At 28.7% G+C, this 19,874-nt stretch carries 20 protein-coding genes and 6 tRNA genes; 6 read left to right on the top strand and 20 right to left on the bottom strand.

All coding sequences use genetic code 11. The annotated features are described in order from the left end of the window. Position 1: 1 nt before the first annotated feature. From ACZ49Z_RS14490 to ACZ49Z_RS14440, 11 genes are all read right to left on the bottom strand, one after another. The gene (locus tag ACZ49Z_RS14490; protein ID WP_464305016.1) at positions 2-403 is read right to left on the bottom strand and encodes a hypothetical protein; all 402 of its coding nucleotides are present in this window, start codon (positions 401-403) and stop codon (positions 2-4) included. A 3-nt stretch (positions 404-406) separates the two neighbouring features. Continuing rightward, positions 407-1,066, bottom strand: coding sequence for a TerD family protein (locus ACZ49Z_RS14485; protein WP_464305015.1), 660 nt, complete (start codon positions 1,064-1,066; stop codon positions 407-409). 16 nt (positions 1,067-1,082) lie between these two features. After that, positions 1,083-1,637 (bottom strand): TerD family protein, encoded by a 555-nt coding sequence (locus ACZ49Z_RS14480; protein ID WP_464305014.1) that lies wholly within the window; start codon positions 1,635-1,637, stop codon positions 1,083-1,085. A 2-nt stretch (positions 1,638-1,639) separates the two neighbouring features. Then, positions 1,640-2,446, bottom strand: a complete 807-nt coding sequence (locus tag ACZ49Z_RS14475; RefSeq protein ID WP_464305013.1) for a phosphoribosyltransferase family protein — start codon at positions 2,444-2,446, stop codon at positions 1,640-1,642. A gap of 4 nt (positions 2,447-2,450) precedes the next feature. Continuing rightward, positions 2,451-3,113 carry an HAD family hydrolase gene (locus tag ACZ49Z_RS14470; protein WP_464305012.1) on the bottom strand — a complete coding sequence of 221 codons (663 nt, stop codon included), beginning with the start codon at positions 3,111-3,113 and terminating at the stop codon, positions 2,451-2,453. Beyond that, complete coding sequence (locus tag ACZ49Z_RS14465; RefSeq protein WP_464305011.1) at positions 3,110-3,778, bottom strand: TerD family protein; 669 nt, start codon at positions 3,776-3,778, stop codon at positions 3,110-3,112. The genes ACZ49Z_RS14470 and ACZ49Z_RS14465 overlap by 4 nt, the downstream gene beginning before the upstream one ends. After that, positions 3,779-4,354, bottom strand: coding sequence for a TerD family protein (locus tag ACZ49Z_RS14460; protein WP_464305010.1), 576 nt, complete (start codon positions 4,352-4,354; stop codon positions 3,779-3,781). It abuts the gene before it with no gap. Between the two features lie 181 nt (positions 4,355-4,535). Further along, positions 4,536-5,063: a hypothetical protein gene (locus ACZ49Z_RS14455; RefSeq protein ID WP_464305009.1), complete on the bottom strand. Its 528-nt coding sequence runs from the start codon at positions 5,061-5,063 to the stop codon at positions 4,536-4,538. Further along, entirely contained in the window at positions 5,050-5,940 is an 891-nt protein-coding gene (locus ACZ49Z_RS14450) for a Ppx/GppA phosphatase family protein (protein ID WP_464305008.1), read from the bottom strand. Before ACZ49Z_RS14450 ends, ACZ49Z_RS14455 begins: the two co-directional genes overlap by 14 nt. Before the next feature lie 26 nt (positions 5,941-5,966). After that, the gene (gene ppk1 / locus ACZ49Z_RS14445; protein ID WP_464305007.1) at positions 5,967-8,060 is read right to left on the bottom strand and encodes a polyphosphate kinase 1; all 2,094 of its coding nucleotides are present in this window, start codon (positions 8,058-8,060) and stop codon (positions 5,967-5,969) included. Then, positions 8,026-8,544: a SixA phosphatase family protein gene (locus tag ACZ49Z_RS14440; protein WP_464305006.1), complete on the bottom strand. Its 519-nt coding sequence runs from the start codon at positions 8,542-8,544 to the stop codon at positions 8,026-8,028. The genes ppk1 and ACZ49Z_RS14440 overlap by 35 nt, the downstream gene beginning before the upstream one ends. 149 nt (positions 8,545-8,693) lie before the next feature. Between ACZ49Z_RS14440 and ACZ49Z_RS14435 the strand changes: the two genes are divergently transcribed. After that, positions 8,694-9,596: a PorP/SprF family type IX secretion system membrane protein gene (locus tag ACZ49Z_RS14435; protein WP_464305005.1), complete on the top strand. Its 903-nt coding sequence runs from the start codon at positions 8,694-8,696 to the stop codon at positions 9,594-9,596. A gap of 12 nt (positions 9,597-9,608) precedes the next feature. Beyond that, on the top strand, positions 9,609-11,522 hold the full coding sequence (locus tag ACZ49Z_RS14430) for an OmpA family protein (RefSeq protein WP_464305004.1): 1,914 nt from the start codon (positions 9,609-9,611) through the stop codon (positions 11,520-11,522). Between the two features lie 269 nt (positions 11,523-11,791). Here the strand turns inward: ACZ49Z_RS14430 and pdxH are convergent, their stop codons facing one another. Together pdxH and ACZ49Z_RS14420 are read right to left on the bottom strand one after the other, a co-directional pair. Further along, positions 11,792-12,439: a pyridoxamine 5'-phosphate oxidase gene (pdxH, locus tag ACZ49Z_RS14425; protein WP_464305003.1), complete on the bottom strand. Its 648-nt coding sequence runs from the start codon at positions 12,437-12,439 to the stop codon at positions 11,792-11,794. A gap of 276 nt (positions 12,440-12,715) precedes the next feature. After that, complete coding sequence (locus tag ACZ49Z_RS14420) at positions 12,716-13,648, bottom strand: hypothetical protein (RefSeq protein ID WP_464305002.1); 933 nt, start codon at positions 13,646-13,648, stop codon at positions 12,716-12,718. A 333-nt stretch (positions 13,649-13,981) separates the two neighbouring features. Between ACZ49Z_RS14420 and ACZ49Z_RS14415 the strand changes: the two genes are divergently transcribed. Both ACZ49Z_RS14415 and ACZ49Z_RS14410 read left to right on the top strand, forming a co-directional pair. Then, complete coding sequence (locus ACZ49Z_RS14415; protein ID WP_464305001.1) at positions 13,982-14,827, top strand: substrate-binding domain-containing protein; 846 nt, start codon at positions 13,982-13,984, stop codon at positions 14,825-14,827. Positions 14,828-14,856: 29 nt separating this feature from the next. Then, on the top strand, positions 14,857-15,786 hold the full coding sequence (locus ACZ49Z_RS14410; protein ID WP_464305000.1) for a transglutaminase: 930 nt from the start codon (positions 14,857-14,859) through the stop codon (positions 15,784-15,786). A gap of 32 nt (positions 15,787-15,818) precedes the next feature. On the opposite strand, the gene ung is transcribed toward ACZ49Z_RS14410, so the two are convergent. Continuing rightward, positions 15,819-16,487, bottom strand: coding sequence for a uracil-DNA glycosylase (gene ung / locus ACZ49Z_RS14405; protein ID WP_464304999.1), 669 nt, complete (start codon positions 16,485-16,487; stop codon positions 15,819-15,821). Between the two features lie 78 nt (positions 16,488-16,565). Between ung and ACZ49Z_RS14400 the strand changes: the two genes are divergently transcribed. After that, entirely contained in the window at positions 16,566-18,734 is a 2,169-nt protein-coding gene (locus ACZ49Z_RS14400) for an endonuclease MutS2 (RefSeq protein WP_464304998.1), read from the top strand. A 5-nt stretch (positions 18,735-18,739) separates the two neighbouring features. Beyond that, on the top strand, positions 18,740-19,159 hold the full coding sequence (locus tag ACZ49Z_RS14395; RefSeq protein ID WP_464304997.1) for a thiol-disulfide oxidoreductase DCC family protein: 420 nt from the start codon (positions 18,740-18,742) through the stop codon (positions 19,157-19,159). 51 nt (positions 19,160-19,210) lie between these two features. Here the strand turns inward: ACZ49Z_RS14395 and ACZ49Z_RS14390 are convergent. The 6 genes from ACZ49Z_RS14390 to ACZ49Z_RS14365 all read right to left on the bottom strand — a co-directional run bounded on the left by ACZ49Z_RS14390 (position 19,211) and on the right by ACZ49Z_RS14365 (position 19,860). Next, positions 19,211-19,284: transfer RNA gene (locus ACZ49Z_RS14390), tRNA-Arg, on the bottom strand. A gap of 13 nt (positions 19,285-19,297) precedes the next feature. Beyond that, positions 19,298-19,372 (bottom strand) — tRNA-Pro (locus tag ACZ49Z_RS14385). 9 nt (positions 19,373-19,381) lie between these two features. Further along, positions 19,382-19,465 (bottom strand) — tRNA-Ser (locus tag ACZ49Z_RS14380). A 140-nt stretch (positions 19,466-19,605) separates the two neighbouring features. Further along, positions 19,606-19,679, bottom strand: a tRNA-Arg gene (locus tag ACZ49Z_RS14375). A gap of 13 nt (positions 19,680-19,692) precedes the next feature. Further along, a tRNA-Pro gene (locus tag ACZ49Z_RS14370) sits at positions 19,693-19,767 on the bottom strand. A 9-nt stretch (positions 19,768-19,776) separates the two neighbouring features. Beyond that, positions 19,777-19,860: transfer RNA gene (locus tag ACZ49Z_RS14365), tRNA-Ser, on the bottom strand. Positions 19,861-19,874: the final 14 nt, after the last annotated feature.

Below are 19,874 nucleotides of genomic sequence, written 5' to 3'. Positions count from 1 at the left end.
TTTATCTTGGGATATTATAGGTTTGATTATCTGAGTTGTTTTGAGTATTCATATTATTTATACCATAAGTGGTTGTATCTGCTTCTGGATCATTTTGAATTAAATTACTCAAAACTAATTGTGTAACATCTTTTCCTCCTCCAATATGTTTGAACAGTGCTCCAAGTGTATAAATAGGTCCCCATGGAATTCCCCACCATCCCATTAAAAGATTTAGCCCTACATGCCCGTAGGAATATTTGATTGAATTTTCTCCAGGTAAAATAAAATAAATACTAGAATTTCTTTGAAAAGTCATTACTAGTATTGAAATTGTATAAGGAAAAATAACAAACCTACCCCCTTGACCAACTAATTGTTTTATTTGAGAAACCTTTAAGCCTTCTATATTTTTAATTTGCATCTATTATAGGTAAGATTTAATAATTCTATGAATAGTCTGTCCTAAAAATACATCTTCTGTAGGATCTCCAATTGCGCTAAATTTCCACTCACCATTTCTCTTATACAATTTACCCATTATTATAGATTTTTTTCCAGCATACTGAGCTTCAGCAGAAACATTATAATCTGCAAAAACAGACTGTACTCTTGTTGATGTTCCTTCATACATTCTAATTTTTGCATAAGGAATTTGAGCAAAATCTTCATTTCCTGCGTTGTTCAAGAAAAAGAAAATTTGTGAAACATTTGAATTTATTTTAGATAAATCTACTGTAATAATTTCATTATCTAATCCGTCATCTCCTCCTTTATCTCCTTCTAAATCATCACCAGTATGTTTCATAGCTCCATCACTTGTTAATAGTTTCCCTTTTGGTAAACCAAATTGTTGCAAAACCTCAACTCTATATAATGGTGAATATAAGTGATCACAAACATTACCTTGGTCATCTACAAGTATACAACTTAAGTCTAAATCTATATCTGTAACAGATTTTGAAAGCCCAAATAATGTTTTCTTTTCAATTGCTCCCCAGTTTACTCCTACACAAAAATTTGTTAAAGTCTCTCCTGAAGACTTTCTTAAATCGATTTTTTGTCCTTTTGTTAAATTAATTGCCATTTTTTATAGTTTATTTTTAATTATACTTATTCAAATAATCTTCCAATCCACCTTTCATTCCCATACCAATTGCTTCAAATTTCCATTCGTTATTGCGTTTATAGATACGACCAAATTCTACAGCAGTTTCTATTGAAAAATCTTCATCTAGTTCATACTTTAAAATTTCTTCATTTGAGTTAGAATCGAAAATTCTAATGAATGAATTTCTAACTTGCCCAAAATTTTGCTTTCTAGCTTCTGCATCATGAATAGTAACTACAACACAAATTTCTGCTACATTATCTGCAATTTTTGATAAATCAACTAAAATTTGCTCATCATCTCCATCTCCATCACCTGTTAAATTATCGCCAGTATGTTCTACAGAGCCATCTGGTGTTTTTAGATTATTATAGAAAATAAAATGACTATCTGATAGTATTTTTTTATTTTCTCCTAAAACAAATACTGAAGCATCTAAATCAAAGCCTGATCCTGTTGATGATTGATTAGTATCCCACCCTAAACCTATTGTGAACTTTGGAGCGTTTATATTCTCGCGTTGTCCTTTTTGTAAATTAATTGCCATAATTAGTTTATATTAATGCTTTTTAAATTTCCTTTATATTCTAGTATTTGATGATAGTTATTGCTTATGGCCAAGTTAAAAAGTTCGTCACTTCTTTGCTTTGAGATTTTTTTAATGAAATGATTAAATTCTGAAAAACTCAAATTTAAAATAAATTTCACAATTCTTGTATTAAATTGAAATGTATCTCTATTTACAACTTCAATTATTTCATTAATTCCTTTTACAGCGAAATAGTTATAAAAATTTTCTATACTTGGATGAATATCTTTGTTAATTAGCTCTGCAAAATATACAAATATAAATTCTCCAGAAACGTCATATTGTTTTAAAATTTTATTAACAGTATGCTCATGACTCCCTGTAATTTTAATGTCGTCTACAAAAATGCAAAATTTATTTCTAATAAATTCTCTATCAATATAATAAGTATCATTAGATATTAATTTTACACGTTCTTCAAAATCTAAATTACCATAATCTGTTACATAGGTTTGATTTCGATAAATTTTCGATTCTAAACAAGATTTTTTATCATTATTAAAAAGAAAAACATTAATTTTTTCTTTAAAATATTGACATAAAAAATTGGAAGCAGTAGGTATTGATAAATAAGGGCTTGGAAGAATTACTATTTCTTCTTGTTTTAATAAGGTTTCACCATATTCTCTAATGAAACTTGAAGACAATTCTTCTGCAAATTTTTTTGCGTAATATTTATCTCCAAATTTAAACCAACTATATTCTTCTGGTTGGAATGGATATTCTTTTTCTTCAAGAATCTTATGTAAACTGTAACTATTATTCAATTTTTTATTGTATTAAGTATGCATCAAACCCAAATTTTTTTGCTCCGTCAAAATCGGCTATTCTGTTATCGCCAACATGCAATATTTTAAATTTTTCTATCTTTTTATATTTATTAACTTCTTGATAGACTAAATTAAAAATTTTCTCATTTGGTTTCGAATATTCACATTCATCAGAATAAATTTGGAATAAAAAATAATCTTCTATTTCATAATGTTTTACTATTTTTCGTAAAGTTTTTCCTTTAATGAAGGCTGTATTACTTAAAATATTCATTGTTTTTCCATTATTTTTAATTTCTTTGAAAATATCTTTTATGTTTTCAAATAATAATTGTGGTTTGTATTCTAAAAATAATTCTTCTGTTTTTAAATAAAAATCCTCTAAAACAGCTGTATTTATCTTAGTTATATCTACCTCTAAAGAACTTAGAATTAAGTAATAAATTTCAAAAGTATCTATATTTAAACCTGTGTTTTCATTAATTTTATTACATAACACATCAAAGTATCTAATTTTTTGAGATACTTCTTCAATTGAATTTTCAATTCTAAAAAAATCTTTAAATAATTGATTTCTTTGTTTTTTAAATTCTGGATTGGATTTTATTAATGTTAGCCACAAATCAAAAGAAATATGATCAACGTTTTTATAATTTAAATTCAAGTAAATTCTTTTAAAATATCAACAAAGTTATCCGTACTTCTTGGTTCTCCAATTGCTTTAAATTTCCACTCGTTACCTTCTCTATAAGCTTCTGAAAAAATCATGGCTCTTGTTCCATTTAAACTATTATTTCCCGAAAGGTTAAATTTTGCAATTTCTTTCCCTTTAGCATCTACTGCTCTAATATAGGCGTTTTCAAGTAGTCCAAAATGCTGTTCTCTTCTTTTTCCTTGATAAATAGTTACTAAAAACACTATTTTTTCATACTTTTTATCTAAAGCATCTAGTTTTACAATAATTTGTTCATCGTCTCCATCTCCTGCACCTGTTCTATTATCTCCAGTTAACCAAATATTCCCAGAAGGGTGTTTCATAGAGTTAAAAAAAACTATATCACTTTCATAAAGACCTACTTCTCCTCCATTTGTATTTTTTACTGTCCTACCTAAATTTGCGACTTTTCCATTATTGTCTAACAGAAAAGCTATTGCATCTAAATCGTACTCTGGTTCATCATTTCCTCCAAATAATTTACCAAAAAAACCTGACTCTTTTTTTCTAACATCCCAGCCTAAACCAATGGTAACTAATGATAAATCAAAAGATTCGCCTTTATCATTTTTTCTAAGATCTATAGTTTGACCTTTTTGCAAGTTTATAGCCATTTATTTAATAATTTGACCTGAATAATACTTTTCTAAGAAAAAACCTAAATCTGCTTTATAACCAATTCCAGAAGCTTCAAATTTCCATTCTCCATTTCTTTTATATAATCTTCCAAACTCTACACCTGTTTCAATCGAAAAATCTTCATCTAATTCATATTTTGCAATTTCTTCATTGTTTAATTCATCAACAATACGAATATATGAATTTCTAACCTGACCAAAATTTTGTTTTCTTCTTTCAAAATCTTCGATAGTAACTACAAACAAAATCTCATTTACTTTTTCGTTTACTAACTTTAAATCTATCTTAATTGCTTCATCATCGTCCCCATCGCTATTCCCTCCTGTTGGGTCATCGCCTGTATGCTCTAAAGATCCATCAGGTGATTTTAAATTGTTATAAAAAACAAAATACTCTTCACCTAATAGTTTTCTGTTTTCATCGATCATAATTGCTGAGGCATCCAAATCGAAATCGTGCCCAGTTCCTTCATTTGGATCCCATCCTAATCCAACAGTAATTTTTGATAAACCAATATCAATTTTTTGTCCTTTTTGTAAATTAATTGCCATAGTTTAAATTTTTTATAGCTACAATAATAATAATATTATTACATAATTAGAAATAAAAATAAAAAAATTACGAATACGAAGTCAAAATTTTAAAATATTTAACCAAAATTTTACTTACAAAAAAATAATTCGTATTTTTTTTATTTTGAATGCGATTTAAGCTAACTACTTATTTGATAATTTATCGTAATACCCTATTCAAAAAATCATAATCTTTTGTACATAACCCTAGATTATCATTTCTAATATCAGTGGATACAATATATGTTTGGTGACACTCTAGTGCTATTTTTGATATTCCAACCAATTCTTCATTATTATATAAAAATAAAACATCTCTGTAAATTGGTAAACAACCGTGAGCAATTTTACCTTTACATTTTGTTTGGTTAAGCACAATATTTATACTATCCAAATTTGTTTGAGATAAATTTTTCTTTTTATATCCAAATTGTTTTAGCTGTTGTTTGTAGTTACCATTCAATTTATCTGGATTATTGCCCGTTATCAATTGAAAATATAGAGAATCATTTTTATTTTGACTATCATATAATTGAAAAACTTCTTCTTCTGAAATTTCTTTATGATAATGTTCCACTTTGTTAAAATTTAAAGAATCTTCATTTTTTCTTTCCTTTGTGCAAGAAAAGAAAAAGATTATAAGATTGAAAAACAACAAAATGTTAGAACAAATACTAAATTTTACCATAATACATCGCTTTTACAATTCCATCAGACAAACCAATTTTTGGCACATAAATTTGTCTTGCACCACTCCATTTCATAGCATTCAAATAAATTCTTGTTGCAGGAATAATTACATCTGCTCTATCTGGGTTTAATCCAAGTTCTGCAATGCGCTCCTCATAGGTCATTGCATTTAATTTTTGATATTGAGAGCTTAAATACACATAGGAAAGTGGTTTTTCTTGGTGTTTTTCAGACATTTTAAACAACTTGTTTATATTCCCTCCAGAACCAATCAATATAATTTCATCAAAAGCAGCTGTATTGGTTTTAATCCATTTTTCAATCTCCACCCAAACTATTTCATTTACCATATTGTTTAATAAACGAACTGTCCCATTTTTAAATGATTTTGAATTTACCATTTTCCCTTCTGAAAAAATTGAAAACTCAGTACTACCACCGCCTACATCGACATATAAGAATGTCTTCTCTGTGTTAATAAACTGTTTTAAATCTGAACCTGCAATAATAGATGCTTCTTTTTTGCCATCTATTAATTCAATTTTTATATCTGTTTTTTTCTTTATTAGCGCTGAGATTTCATTACCGTTATAGGCTTCCCTCATGGCCGAAGTGGCACAGGCTTTATATTTTTCTACTTTATGTACTTTCATTAGTAAACTAAATGCTTTCATTGCATCTATCATTCTTAGAATATTTTCTTCTGATATTTCTCCAACAGTAAAAGCATCTTGCCCTAAACGAATTGGAACACGAACTAATGAACTTTTATTAAATTGTGTAGGTTTACCTTTTTGCTCTACAATATTGGTTATTAATAATCGCATTGCATTGGAACCTATGTCTATTGCTGCATATTTTTTTATTGTAATCATGATATAATTTTATAAGTAAACCTTTATTATTGAGCGTTTTCTAACTTCTTTTTATAATAATTATACATTTCTAATTGTGCTCTAAATGGTTTTTCATCTCCTTTTCTTCGATATTCATTTTTTAAATTTTCAGAATGAATTCTTGCTTTTACATTGGCATTCCAACCAATCTCAAATGTTTCAATTAATTCATTTTTAATATCTTCGTCATATATTGGGCAAGTAACCTCTACCCTTGCCTCTATATTTCTAGTCATAAAATCTGCTGAAGAAATATAAACTTCGGGTTTATTTTGGTTACAAAAAATATAAAGTCGGGAGTGTTCTAAATAATTATCTACAATGCTAATTGCTTCTATATTTTCGCTCATTCCTTTAACTCCTGGTATTAAACAACAAATACCTCTAATTATTAATTGAATTTTAACTCCCGCATTACTAGCTTCATATAACTTGTCTATCATTTTAAAATCTGAAAGACTGTTCATTTTTAATTTTATATAGGCTTCTTTCCCTAATTGAGCATTTAAAATTTCTTTGTCTATTAATTTTGTAAACTTTGAACGAGTATAATGTGGAGAAACAAATAAATGCTTGTAGCGATGTATTTTATAATTAATCTCAAAGAAATCAAATACTTTTGATACATCTTTTAAAATTGGAGTATTCGCTGTAAAAAGAGTTATATCTGTATATACTTTTGCAGAGTTTTCATTAAAATTACCTGTAGAAATAAACCCATAGCGTTTCACCTTTTTATCCTCTAATCGTTCAATGATACATATTTTACTATGCACTTTTAATCCTTTCATTCCAAAAATAAGCTCAATTCCTTCGGTTTGCATTTGCTCTGCATAGAAAATATTACTTGCTTCATCAAAACGTGCTTGCAATTCTATTTGAACAATTACTTTTTTACCGTTTTTTGCCGCATTTATTAATGAACTAACAATTTGAGAATTTTTAGCTAAACGATATAACGTGATCTTTATAGATACAACTTTCGGGTCTAATGCGGCTTCACGCAAAAATTTAATGATATATGAAAATGATTGATAGGGAGCATTTAACAAATAATCTTTTTGTCTAATTTTTTCTAAAATACTTCCTTCAATATCTAACCCTGGTATAGATAAAGGTGGATTTTGCTTATACAATAAATCATATCGACCAAGATTTGGAAAACTCATATAATCTCTTCTATTATGATATCTTCCTCCAGGAATTATACTATCGGAACTGTCAATTTCCATTCTATCTAGAAAGAATGCTAAAGTATCTTTTTCAATTGCTTGATCATATACAAAGCGAACTGGTTCTCCTACCCTTCTTTCTTTAACACTATCTGATATTTTTTCAATGAAACTTTTACTTAAATCACTATCAAATTCTAACTGAGCATCTCTAGTAATTTTAATCATGTGAGCAGACATGCTTTTATAATCGAATATATTAAAAATATAATTCAGATTTAAACGAATTACATCGTCTAACATGATAATATATTGTTTTTCCGAATTAGAAGGTAATACTACAAATCTATTTATAGTGTTGGGAATTTCTACTATGGCATATCGAGTTGTTTTTCCTTTTGATTTATCATTATCTTCTCCATTATTCATTACTAATTTAACTGCCAAATAGCCCGAAGTATCTTTTAATATTGGAAAACTATCTAAATCATTCAACATGATAGTTACAACAGCTGGACTTACTGTTCGTATAAAAAAATCTTTTATAAACTTTTCTTGTTCACTGGAGATTTGTTTTTCATTAACAATAAAAATATTTTCTTTCTCAAGTTTTTGTTCTATTTCGCTTAAAATCCTAAGACTTTCTGATTGGTGTTCAATAACAATCTCTGTTATCTCTTTAAGAAGCTTGTCGGCAGAAATGCCTCCTAAAACTTTTTCATCATCTATATTTTCAAATCGCATTCTACGTATAGCAGCATAGCGCACCCTAAAGAATTCATCCAAATTGTTTGAAAAAATTCCTAAGAAACGTAATCTATCTAATAAAGGTACTGATTCGTCTGCGGCTTCTTGTAATACTCTAGCGTTAAATGTTAACCAACTCTTTTCTCTATCTATGTATTTTTTGTTTATTGTATTGTTCATCTTTATAATGACTTGGAAAAAGGGTATTAATCGTTTGTCCTTTTTTTAAACTTTGCCAATCATCTATATTAAATTGCATCGAAACAACACCAGATGTGGGTACGTTTTCTATTAAAAGGTTCCCAAATTTATTAACAAAATTTGTAATAGCTTCATTATGTCCAAAAAGAATTAGGTTATCATATCTATTTTCACATTTTTTTATGATTTCTTCTAACTTCTGTCCATCAAAAGTGTATAATTCTTCTTTAAAAATTATATTATCAAATGAAAACATTAAATGTTCAGAAAATATCATTGCAGATTCTTTAGTTCTTTTTGATGGACTACTCCAAACGATATAAGTCTTGGGCAAAAATTCAGCTATATTTGAAGAGATTAAATGTGCATCATTAATTCCTCGTTTAGATAATGGTCTGTCAATATCATTTAATGGTGTTTGCCAACTTGATTTTGAATGTCTGATAAGAATTAAGTTCTTCATAATAGTAAATTTTATCTATATAAAGTAACTATATTTTTTCTAAAAAAACTATAAAAAAAAACATAATTTTTCATCCAATTAGAGAAAATTTCTAATTTTGATTGAAATAGTGTAAATTTAGAATCTGGTTTCTATCTAATATTGAGCACATGAAAATAAAAATTATTCTACTTTTTTTAACCTCCTTTGCATTTTTTGCACAGCAAGATTCTCAATATACACAATACATGTATAACACCATCAATATTAATCCAGCTTATGCTGGCAGTAGAAATATTCTTAGCACCTTTATTTTACACCGTAATCAATGGGTGGGTCTAGACGGTGCACCCATAACTAATAATTTTTCTATTCATTCACCAATAAGCGAATCAAATTTTGGAATAGGGTTATCATTTGTTAATGATAGAATTGGTCCAACTGTTGAAAACATAATATCAATAGATGCTTCCTATTCGTTTCCGCTGTCTAATTTATATACTTTAGCATTTGGTCTAAAAACTTCTGGTAATTTTTTTAATCTAGATGTAAACAAACTGAACATTTATAATCAAAATGACCCACATTTTCAAAACACTAATGGAAGTTTTACTCCTAATTTTGGAACGGGCATTTATTTTTATTCTGAAAACACCTATTTTGGACTATCTGTTCCTAATTTCTTTGAAACTTCTAATTATAATGATAACGAAATTAAAGTTCAAAAAGAAAAAATGCATTACTATTTTATTGCTGGACATGTTTTTACTATTAACCAAAATATAAAATTTAAACCCGCTTTACTCACTAAGATTGTTGAAGGTGCTCCATTGCAAGCAGATATAACAGCAAATTTTTTAATCCATGATAAACTTACTTTAGGAACAGCTTACCGATGGGATTCTGCGCTTAGTGCTTTGGTAGGTTTTCAAATTTCAAAATCATGGTTTATTGGCTATGGCTATGATGCCGAAACAACAAAATTATCTAATTATAATTCTGGTTCTCATGAATTATTCCTACGTTTTGAAATTGCTACAACTAACAGAATTACTTCACCTAGATTCTTCTAAAGCAAAATTATTATGAAAAAAATTATACAGATCTCACTCATTATACTTTATTTCTCAGGATATGCACAAGAAGCCAAACTAGCAATAGCTAATAAAAAATATGACAAATTTTTCTATGTTGATGCTATAAAAATATATGAAAAAGTAGCAAATAAAGGTTATCAGTCCTCAGAACTCTTTAAAAAATTAGCAAATAGTTACTATTATAATGGAGAACTCGCAAAAACAACTGAATGGTATCAGAAATTATTTGAATTAGAAGAAGATATTGAACCTGAATATTATTTTCGATATGCACAAGCTTTAAAAACGATTCAAAATTATGAAGAAGCTAATAAACTCTTAGCAATCTACTACGAAAAAACAAACAGTAGTGATTCTAATTTTTTTGATAAAAAGCAAGACTACTTAACCATCATCAATCAAAATTCGGATCGTTTTTTAATAGACACTACAAACATAAACACTGAATATTACGATTTTGGAACTGCTTTCTATAATGAAAATATTGTTTTTACCTCTTCAAGGCCTGATATTGCTGTTGTGAAAAAAAAACACAAATGGACTAACCAAAATTTTACTGATTTATACATATCTAAAATCAATAATGATACTATACTTTCTGCACCCGAAAACTTTTCTAACACGATAAATTCAAAATTTAACGAAGCTTCACCTGTTTTTACCAAAGATGGCAAAACCATGTATTTTACTCGAAACAATTATTTAATTGGTAAAAAAGGAAAAGACAAGGGAATGGATAATGAAAGAACCACACTCATAAAGATTTACAGAGCAGAATTAATTAATGAGGAATGGACAAATATTAAGGAATTACCCTTTAACAGCGATTTGTATAGCACAGCTCATCCTGCATTGAGTCCTGATGAAAAAACATTATATTTTTCATCAGATATGCCAGGAACAATTGGAGGAGCAGATATCTTTAGAGTAACTATTAATGGAGATCAATATGGTGAACCAATAAATTTAGGTACTAAAATTAATACTAAAGGTAGAGAGTCTTTTCCTTTCATTGGTTCAAACAATACCCTTTATTTTGCTTCAGATGGCCATTTAGGACTTGGAGGCTTAGATATTTTTGAATCCGAAATTGCGAACAATGAATTTCAAGAGCCTAAGAATATTGGAAAACCCATAAATAGCTCCTTTGATGATTTTGGTTTTATTATCAATCAAAAAAGGGAAGGGTATTTTACGTCAAACAGAAAAGGAGGAAAAGGTTTGGATGACATATACAGATTAAAAAGTTGCTATGCAAAAACAAGTGGCCAAATTACAGATTTTGCTACAAAAGAGATTCTTCCCAATAGTACTATTCTCCTTTTAGATAAAAATGAAAATATAATTACAGAAACGACTACAGATGAAAATGGAAATTATACTCTTGAGTTAAACTGTAAAGAAAAATATTACATTAGAGTTAAAAAAGAAAATTATGAAACTATTGAAACTATTATAACCCCAAAAGATAATAGTAAAATTGTTTTGGATCTTAAACTCAATAGGACTATTTTTCCAATTACTGAGGGAACAGATCTAGCAAAAGTTTTTGACATTAGCATTATCTTTTTTGATTTAGACAAATGGAATATTCGTCCAGATGCTGCAAAAGATATTCAAAAGGTTATTGAAGTCATGAAAGAGTATCCTAAAATGCGGATTAGTATTCGTTCTCACACAGATAGCAGACAAACACATGCTTATAATGAATTACTTTCAGACCGACGTGCAAAATCTACATTACAGTTTATGGTGCTTAATGGAATAGAAAAAGAAAGATTGACTGCGCAAGGATTTGGTGAAAATGAATTAGTAAATGAATGTGCAGATGGTGTTTACTGTTCAGAAGAAGCGCATCAAAAAAATAGAAGAAGTGAATTTATAATTACTAAAATAGAATAATATAGTATTGTTTATAAAAAACTTAGCCTTCGATTTACTTCAATAAAAAAGGCATTACCTTGGGATAAGTAATGCCTATTTACAAACAAATAAACAAACATGAAAATCTATATCTTTCAATTATTCTTTTTAGATGTACATCTAAATAGCAAAAATCAAATGAAATTAAATCAATGTTTTAACACTACAAATGTACACAAAAATCGTTTACTAGCAAGGAAAATCGATAAAATACATCAAATTTTAACATTTTTTAGCATTTTAAGAGTTTACGGGGATAATCTATCAACATTCCAACAAGTATTTTCTGACAATTTATATCTTATTCGATCGTGTAATCGATTTGGACGACCTTGCCAAAATTCAACTTCAATTGGTCTCACTAAAAAACCGCCCCAAAAATTGGGTCTCGGAATTTCATTTTCCCCTTCAAAATCATTTTCCAATTTTTTCAATTTATCTTCCAAATAACGTCTATCTGGAATAACTTCACTTTGATTAGAAACAATTGCTCCCAATTGGCTGCCAACAGGACGTGAAGCAAAATAGTTGTCTGAAACATTTTCTGACGTTTTTTCTGCTATTCCTTTAATAATTATCTGTCTTTCCATGGAATGCCAAAAAAAAGATAGACAAATATTAGAATTGTTTAAAATGGCTTTTCCTTTCTCAGAATTATAATTCGTAAAGAATATAAATCCTTCTTCATTAAACTTTTTAAGTAAAACTACTCTACTCTTAGGAAAACCATCTAAACCAATAGTTGACACCGTCATTGCGTTTACTTCATCAACTCCACCAAAATCTTCTACTTCATGAAACCATCTGTTAAAAAGGTTTATAGGATCTTCTGGTATATTCGTTTCTAATAGTTCACTTTTCTCATATGATTTTCTATAACTTCCTAAATCTTTCATATTTTACAAATTTTAAAAGTGTAAAGTTACAAACTAGAAATTAATAGAACCTCAAATCAACACTGTAAAAGTAGCTTCAATTCTTTTGAAAAAAATATTAATTCGATAGTTAATCTATAAATAACGTTAAAAAACAATTATATATCGACGAATGAAATTTTACTTATATATAATTCAAGTCAAGCTTAAGATTTTTATCCAAAAAATAATTACTGAAATTAATCTAAAGAAATAATTTTTCGAAATAGATTTTAAAAGACAAGCTCTAATAAAAAATTAATCCAATCTAAAACTTCTTGAAGAAAGTAATCTACCATCACTATTAAAAATATTGAAAAAATAAATTCCTTCATGCAAATTTAATCCCTGAAGCGAATATTCCCCTTTAACAGTATTGACTAATTTATCAGATTCTACTTCGGAGATATAGCTATAAACAAGTTCTTTTCCATTTATATTTGCAATATATGTATTTACAAGGTTTCTATTATTTGTATCAAAAATTTGAATGTAAAATTTATTTGTAGATTCATTACTATCTTTATCTCTGTATAAAGTATAATTCACTTCGATGGTATTTACTTTATTAGCATTAGTAGTTTCCTTTTTGATATTATTACCCTTAGTAAACAATGTTTTAATATCTAAATTTAACAATCTAACTTCATCATATTCATCCCTAACAATTTCTTGTATTGGAGAGCTTTCAATTTGAGATGTTTTCTTAATACTTTTATTATTTTTCAAAGTATCCTTTTTTAATAACTCTTTATCAGCAGATTTGATATTACTCTTCAATTGATCTCCATTTTCAGCTATAGTAGAAGAGTTGAACGAGCTAATAATTCCCTTTTGTTTTCGAATTGCAAGTTTAAGTTCATTTTTTAAATTTTCTAAACTACGAACATTTCTCTCCAAAGAATCGATTTGCTTATTTTTAAAATCCAATTCATTCAACATCAAATTATTCTCATATTCTAATTCCTCAGTATGTTCTAATTCTAACTTTAATTGTTGCATTAGTGAATCATTTTCTTGAATTAGTTTATCAATTTTCTCATAGGAAGTTTCTAATTCTGTTTTCTTGCTAAAAAAACTGAAATAACTACTATTATCTGAAGATTCAGATAGTAAAAATACAGTCATAAAAATAGAAACAACAGAAAAGGCAATAGCAAATGCTAAAGTTTTATTTTTTTTTATAATCATGGTTAAGCAGTCTATATAGCGTTTTTTTTCTAAAAAAAGATTTTTAATACAATCAAAACTAAAAATAATTATTCTTAAGTAAATCAGTTTTTATTTTTTTTGAAGAAAATTTCGACAAGATGATTTTTTTATCGATTAAAAGTTTTTAAAATAAAAATGCATTACTCATTCTTCATATTTTTTTTAAGAAAATTATACTAAAAATGAGCTAAAAAAAATGAAATATGTTTTATTTTTGGAAAATATTCTAAAAAATAAATACTCAATTATTCATAATTTTTAATATCAAAAGCATAAACTTAATTATGCAATATAAATAGCAGCTACTTAACTATGAAAACTATAAAAATTGCAGGAGTTCCAGAACATTTCAATCTACCTTGGCATTTGTGTATTGATGATGGTGAATTTGAAGAAGCAGGAATTGATCTTCAGTGGACAGACGTTCCTGAAGGAACTGGAAAAATGTGTCAAATGCTTCGCGATGGTGAAACAGACGTTGCTGTTATCCTTACCGAAGGGATTATTAAAGATATTACGGCAGGAAACCCCAGTAAAATTGTTCAAGTATATGTTAAATCACCTTTAATTTGGGGAATTCATGTAGCATCCAATTCAAAATATATTAGCATAAATGATTTAGAAAATACCAAAGCTGCTATATCTCGTTTTGGCTCTGGATCTCATTTAATGAGCTATGTTAATGCACAAAACAATCGTTGGGACACAGAGAAGTTACAGTTTGAAATTGTAAACACAATTGATGGAGCTGTAGAAGCATTAAAGAAAGGAGATGCAGATTACTTTATGTGGGAACGCTTCATGACAAAACCATTAGTAGATAATGGCACCTTTAGAAAAATAGATGATTGCCCAACACCGTGGCCTTGTTTTGTTATAGCTGTACGAAACGAAATTTTAGAAAATGATCCTTATATTATAGAACAAATACTCAACATAATAAACACTACTACAGAAGAATTTAAACAAATCCCGAGTATAGATAGAACACTCGCATCAAAATATAATCAGAAGTTAACAGACATACAAGAATGGCTTTCAATGACTAATTGGTCTCAAAAACAAATAGATAAACAAACGTTAGAAAAAATACAAAATCAATTATATACGTTAAAAATAATTGAAAATATTCTACCATTTGAAATGATCATTAAATAAATATTTAAATTTATCGCTTTAAAATAGAAATGACAATCCCTACTCTATCTTTTAATGAACTTAAAGAAAAGCTTTCACTACCAAAGCCTTGGGATATTGTTATCATTTTTTTACTAAATATTTTGATTGCAATTCCCGTTTTTCTGATAGCTCATCAAAATTTTATAGAGTTGCATTGGGTTTATAACCTAGATAGAGTATTGCTTTTTATTTTAATTTTAGCAATAATTCAAATTATTCTTCAATTATTAAAGACAATCATTATATTATGCATTTTTGTTTACTTAGTTTCATTAATATATGGTACCCTTTTTGGCAGTTATGGTTTTCAAAGGGTATATGAAGATTATCGTTATATGATATATGCAATGAGTGATAATCCGAAACCACAAGATTTAATCATATCAAAACTTCTTCCATTCCCTAATAAATCAAAAACAATAGATGCAGTAGATTTTAGCAATCCAAAAGTTAGAAATTTTGCTCTATATGCCACAACAAAACATTTTAAAGAAATTAAAAAAACCAACAAAAACAGAACATTAATTCAATGTTTTGCTATTTTCAAAGAAATCAAAAACAATTGGAACTATGTTAGCGACCCCAAAGGCAGAGAATATATAGCTTATGCCTCTGAAAGTCTTCAACATTTTTCTGGAGATTGTGATGATCATGCCATTTTAATGTCAGCTTCAATAAAAGCTATTGGTGGTACGCCAAGAATTATTCATACAGGTGGGCATTTATATCCTGAAATGCTGATTGGAGACAAAAACAATTTAGAATCTGCCGTATATTTAATTAAGGAAGTATTATTTAAAGACGAAAGTAAAAACCAACAAATTCATTATCATATTGACGAGAGAGGTCAAATTTGGATGAATTTAGATTATACTGCAAAATATCCTGGTGGTCCTTTTATGAAAGAAGAAATTTTAGGTGAATTGACTTTTAATTAATCCACAACCTTTTAATCCTTAAGAGTAAAAAACTACCATACTATCTTTTGTCTACCATTATCTTCTAAATACTGATTTGTTTTACTAAAATGTTTATTCCCAAACCATTTTCCTTGGTTTGCACTCATTGGAGATGGATGTCCAGATATTAGAATTAAATGTTTATTTTCATCAATAAATTGAGCTTTTTTTTGCGCAAAAGCACCCCAAAGTAAAAAAACTAAATACTCTTTTTCACTGGATAACTTTTGAATAACAGCGTCTGTAAATTGTTGCCATTTTAAATGCTTATGACTATTAGGAGTATCTTTTCTAACCGATAAAGTAGCATTCAACAACAAAACACCTTGCTTTGCCCAACGTTCTAAATTACCAGAAGTAGGCTCAAAAATCATATCAAAATCTGAATTTATTTCTCTATAAATATTACGTAAAGAAGGAGGTATCTTAACATCATCATTTACCGAAAACGCTAATCCGTTAGCTTCTCCAACTCCATGATAAGGGTCTTGACCTATAATAACAACTTTAATGTTTTCAAAAGAACATTGATTAAAAGCATTAAAAATCAAATCCTTAGAAGGAAAACAGGTATTATGCAAATATTCTTCTTCTAAATTTTTTAATAAAACATTAAAATAGTCACTTTCTATTTCTTTTTTCAAAATATTCTGCCAAGAACTTTCTAACTTTATCAACATACTATAAAATTTTACCAAAATTATACATTTATAGCACAATAGAACGTAAATTTGCAAGTAAAATTGATATAATAACGAATGATTTCAGTAACAAATAAAACATTACAAGATTTAGAATTCTATACTATATTAGAAACTATTTCAAGTAAATGCAATACAGAAATTGGTCAAGAAAAAGCCAATCAAATACAGCCATTTAAAGATGAAAAAAGCTTAAAAGAAGCTTTGTATCAAACATCAGAATATACTGCTTCGTTTTCAAATAATAATGCATTACCTAATCATAGTTTTGAAACAATAACTAAAGAAATAAAATTTCTAGGGATTGAAGATAGTTTTCTTGATGCTAATAGCTTCAAAAAAATTGCTCATGTTGCAGAAACAGCAAATACTTTATTACATTTTTTAAGAAAGTTCAACGATTATTATCCTAACTTAAACAAAAAAGGATTAGAAATTGAATGCACAAAAGAAATCAATAAAGCAATCGATTTTGTTTTCGACAAATACGGAGAAATTAAAGACAGTGCCTCTCCAGATTTAGTAAATATCCGAAGAAGTATGCAATTAGTACGAGGAAAAATAAATCAAAGTTTTGGTTTTGCACTATCACAATATAATTCATCTGGTTATTTAGATGACATTAAAGAAACCGTAGTAGAAAACAGAAGAGTTTTAGCTGTTTTAGCCATGAACAGAAAAAAAGTAAAAGGTTCTGTACTTGGCACCTCTAAAACAGGCAGTATTGCTTATATAGAACCTGAAGCAACTCTAAGATATTCGAGAGAATTGAGCAATCTTGAGCAAGATGAAAGAGAAGAAATCATTCGCATATTAAAACAATTAACAAATACAATTAGGCCATTTAAAACACTTTTAGCAAAATACCAAGATTTTCTAAGTGATATTGATGTAATTGCTGCAAAAGCCAAATATGCAAATACCATAAATGGAATCTTACCTACTATAACAAATGAAAAACACCTCTATTTTAGAGAAGCATATCACCCAATTTTATACCTAAACAATAAAGCCAAAAATGAAATTGTTCACCCACAAACAATTGAGTTAGATAACGAAAGTAGAATTATTGTAATATCTGGTCCAAATGCTGGAGGTAAGACAATTTCATTAAAAACAATAGGATTACTCCAATTAATGCTTCAATCAGGAATATTAATCCCTGTACACGAAAGAAGTGAAACTTTTTTATTCGACAGAATACTAACTGACATTGGAGATAATCAATCTATTGAAAACCATTTAAGTACATATAGCTATCGATTAAAAAACATGAATTATTTCTTAAAAAAATGTAATGCGAAAACTTTATTTTTAATTGATGAATTTGGAACAGGTTCAGATCCAGAATTAGGAGGAGCATTAGCAGAAACATTCTTAGAAGAGTTTTATGCTCGTGAAGCATTTGGAATAATAACAACACACTATACAAATTTAAAAATATTAGCCAACGAACTTCCTTATGCTATTAACGCTAACATGCTTTTTGATGAAAAAACACTAGAACCCATGTATAAATTGCATCTAGGTCAGGCAGGTAGCTCATTTACATTTGAAGTTGCTCAAAAAAACGGAATTCCGTTTGGTTTAATTAATCGTGCTAAAAAGAAAATTGAACGTAGCAAAGTGCGCTTTGACAAAACAATTGCCACACTTCAAAAAGAACGTTCAAAGCTAGAAAAAACATCTCAAACCTTAAAAGAAGAAGAAATTAGAGCGCGTGAAGAAGGCAAAAAAATGGAAAACATTAACGCCAAAATTCAGGATAAATTAGAACGCTATCAAGAACTATATGATTCCAATCAACGCTTAATTCATTTAGGACAGCGTTTAGATGATATTTCGGAAAGGTATTTCAACAACAAAGACAAAAAAACTTTAATTGGTGATTTTCTAAAAATGGTTGAAATTGAAAACTCAAAAAGAAAAAAAATCACAGTCAAAGAGAAAAAAGAAAAAGAAAAAGTTGAAAAGAAAATTATTGCAGAAGTACATGAAAAAGTAGAGGAAATCAGAATTGAGAAAAAAGAAAAGAAAATAAAAGCACAAAAATCTGAAGAAAACAAACCAAAAGTCAATTTAAAAGTTGGCGATCGCGTCAGAATGAGTGATGGAAAAGCAATTGGATCAATCGAAAAAATTGAAAAAAACAAAGCCTTTGTTAATTATGGTATTTTTACCTCTAAAGTAAGTTTAGATCAATTAGAATATATTCAACCAATATAAAAAATATGAGTTTAGATAATTTACCAAAAAATAAAAAGATAATACTATTTGATGGTGTTTGCAATCTTTGCGATTCTTCCGTGCAATTCATTATAAAAAATGACTCTAAAGACACATTTCGATTTGCAGCGATTCAGTCTGAAATAGGTCAAGCAATCATTAAACACATAAATTTAGACATTAAACTAATAGATTCTATTATATTATATGAACCTGGAATTGCCTATTATGTTAAAGCAGAAGCAGCCTTAATAATTGCACGCAACTTAAAAGGAATATATCAAATAATAGGTTATTTAAATTTCTTACCTAAAGGATTCAAAAACACCATCTACGATTATATAGCAAAAAACAGGTATAAATGGTATGGAAAGAAAGAAGCTTGCATGATTCCAACACCTGAATTGAAATCAAAATTTTTATAAAAATACATTCATAAAACTAAAAAAGCCTTGCAAATACAAGGCTTTTTTTAGTGATCGCGCCAGGATTCGAACCTGGGACCTACTCATTAGAAGTGAGTTGCTCTATCCAGCTGAGCTACGCAACCATAATTCATTATGTCGGGGTGGCAGGATTCGAACCTGCGACCTCCTGCTCCCAAAGCAGGCGCGATAACCGGGCTACGCTACACCCCGAAGATTAAGCGGAGAGACAGGGACTCGAACCCTGGCGACGGTTACCCGTCGACAGATTAGCAATCTGCTCCGTTACCACTCCGGCACCTCTCCAATAATCAGCAAAGAACTTATCCTTTTTTGCGATTGCAAATGTATAACATTTTATTACTTTTTACAACTAAACAATGCAAATATATAAGATAAAAAATCTATATAAAACAGAAAAACCTTGCAATAACAAGGTTTTTTTGTGATCGCGCCAGGATTCGAACCTGGGACCTACTCATTAGAAGTGAGTTGCTCTATCCAGCTGAGCTACGCAACCATAATTCATTATGTCGGGGTGGCAGGATTCGAACCTGCGACCTCCTGCTCCCAAAGCAGGCGCGATAACCGGGCTACGCTACACCCCGAAGATTAAGCGGAGAGACAGGGACTCGAACCCTGGCGACGGTTACCCGTCGACAGATTAGCAATCTGCTCCGTTACCACTCCGGCACCTCTCCAATAATCAGCAAAG

It is taken from the genome of Flavobacterium sp. KY-23415 (genome assembly GCF_055384985.1).
This window is presented reverse-complemented; position numbering and strand designations above follow the sequence as displayed.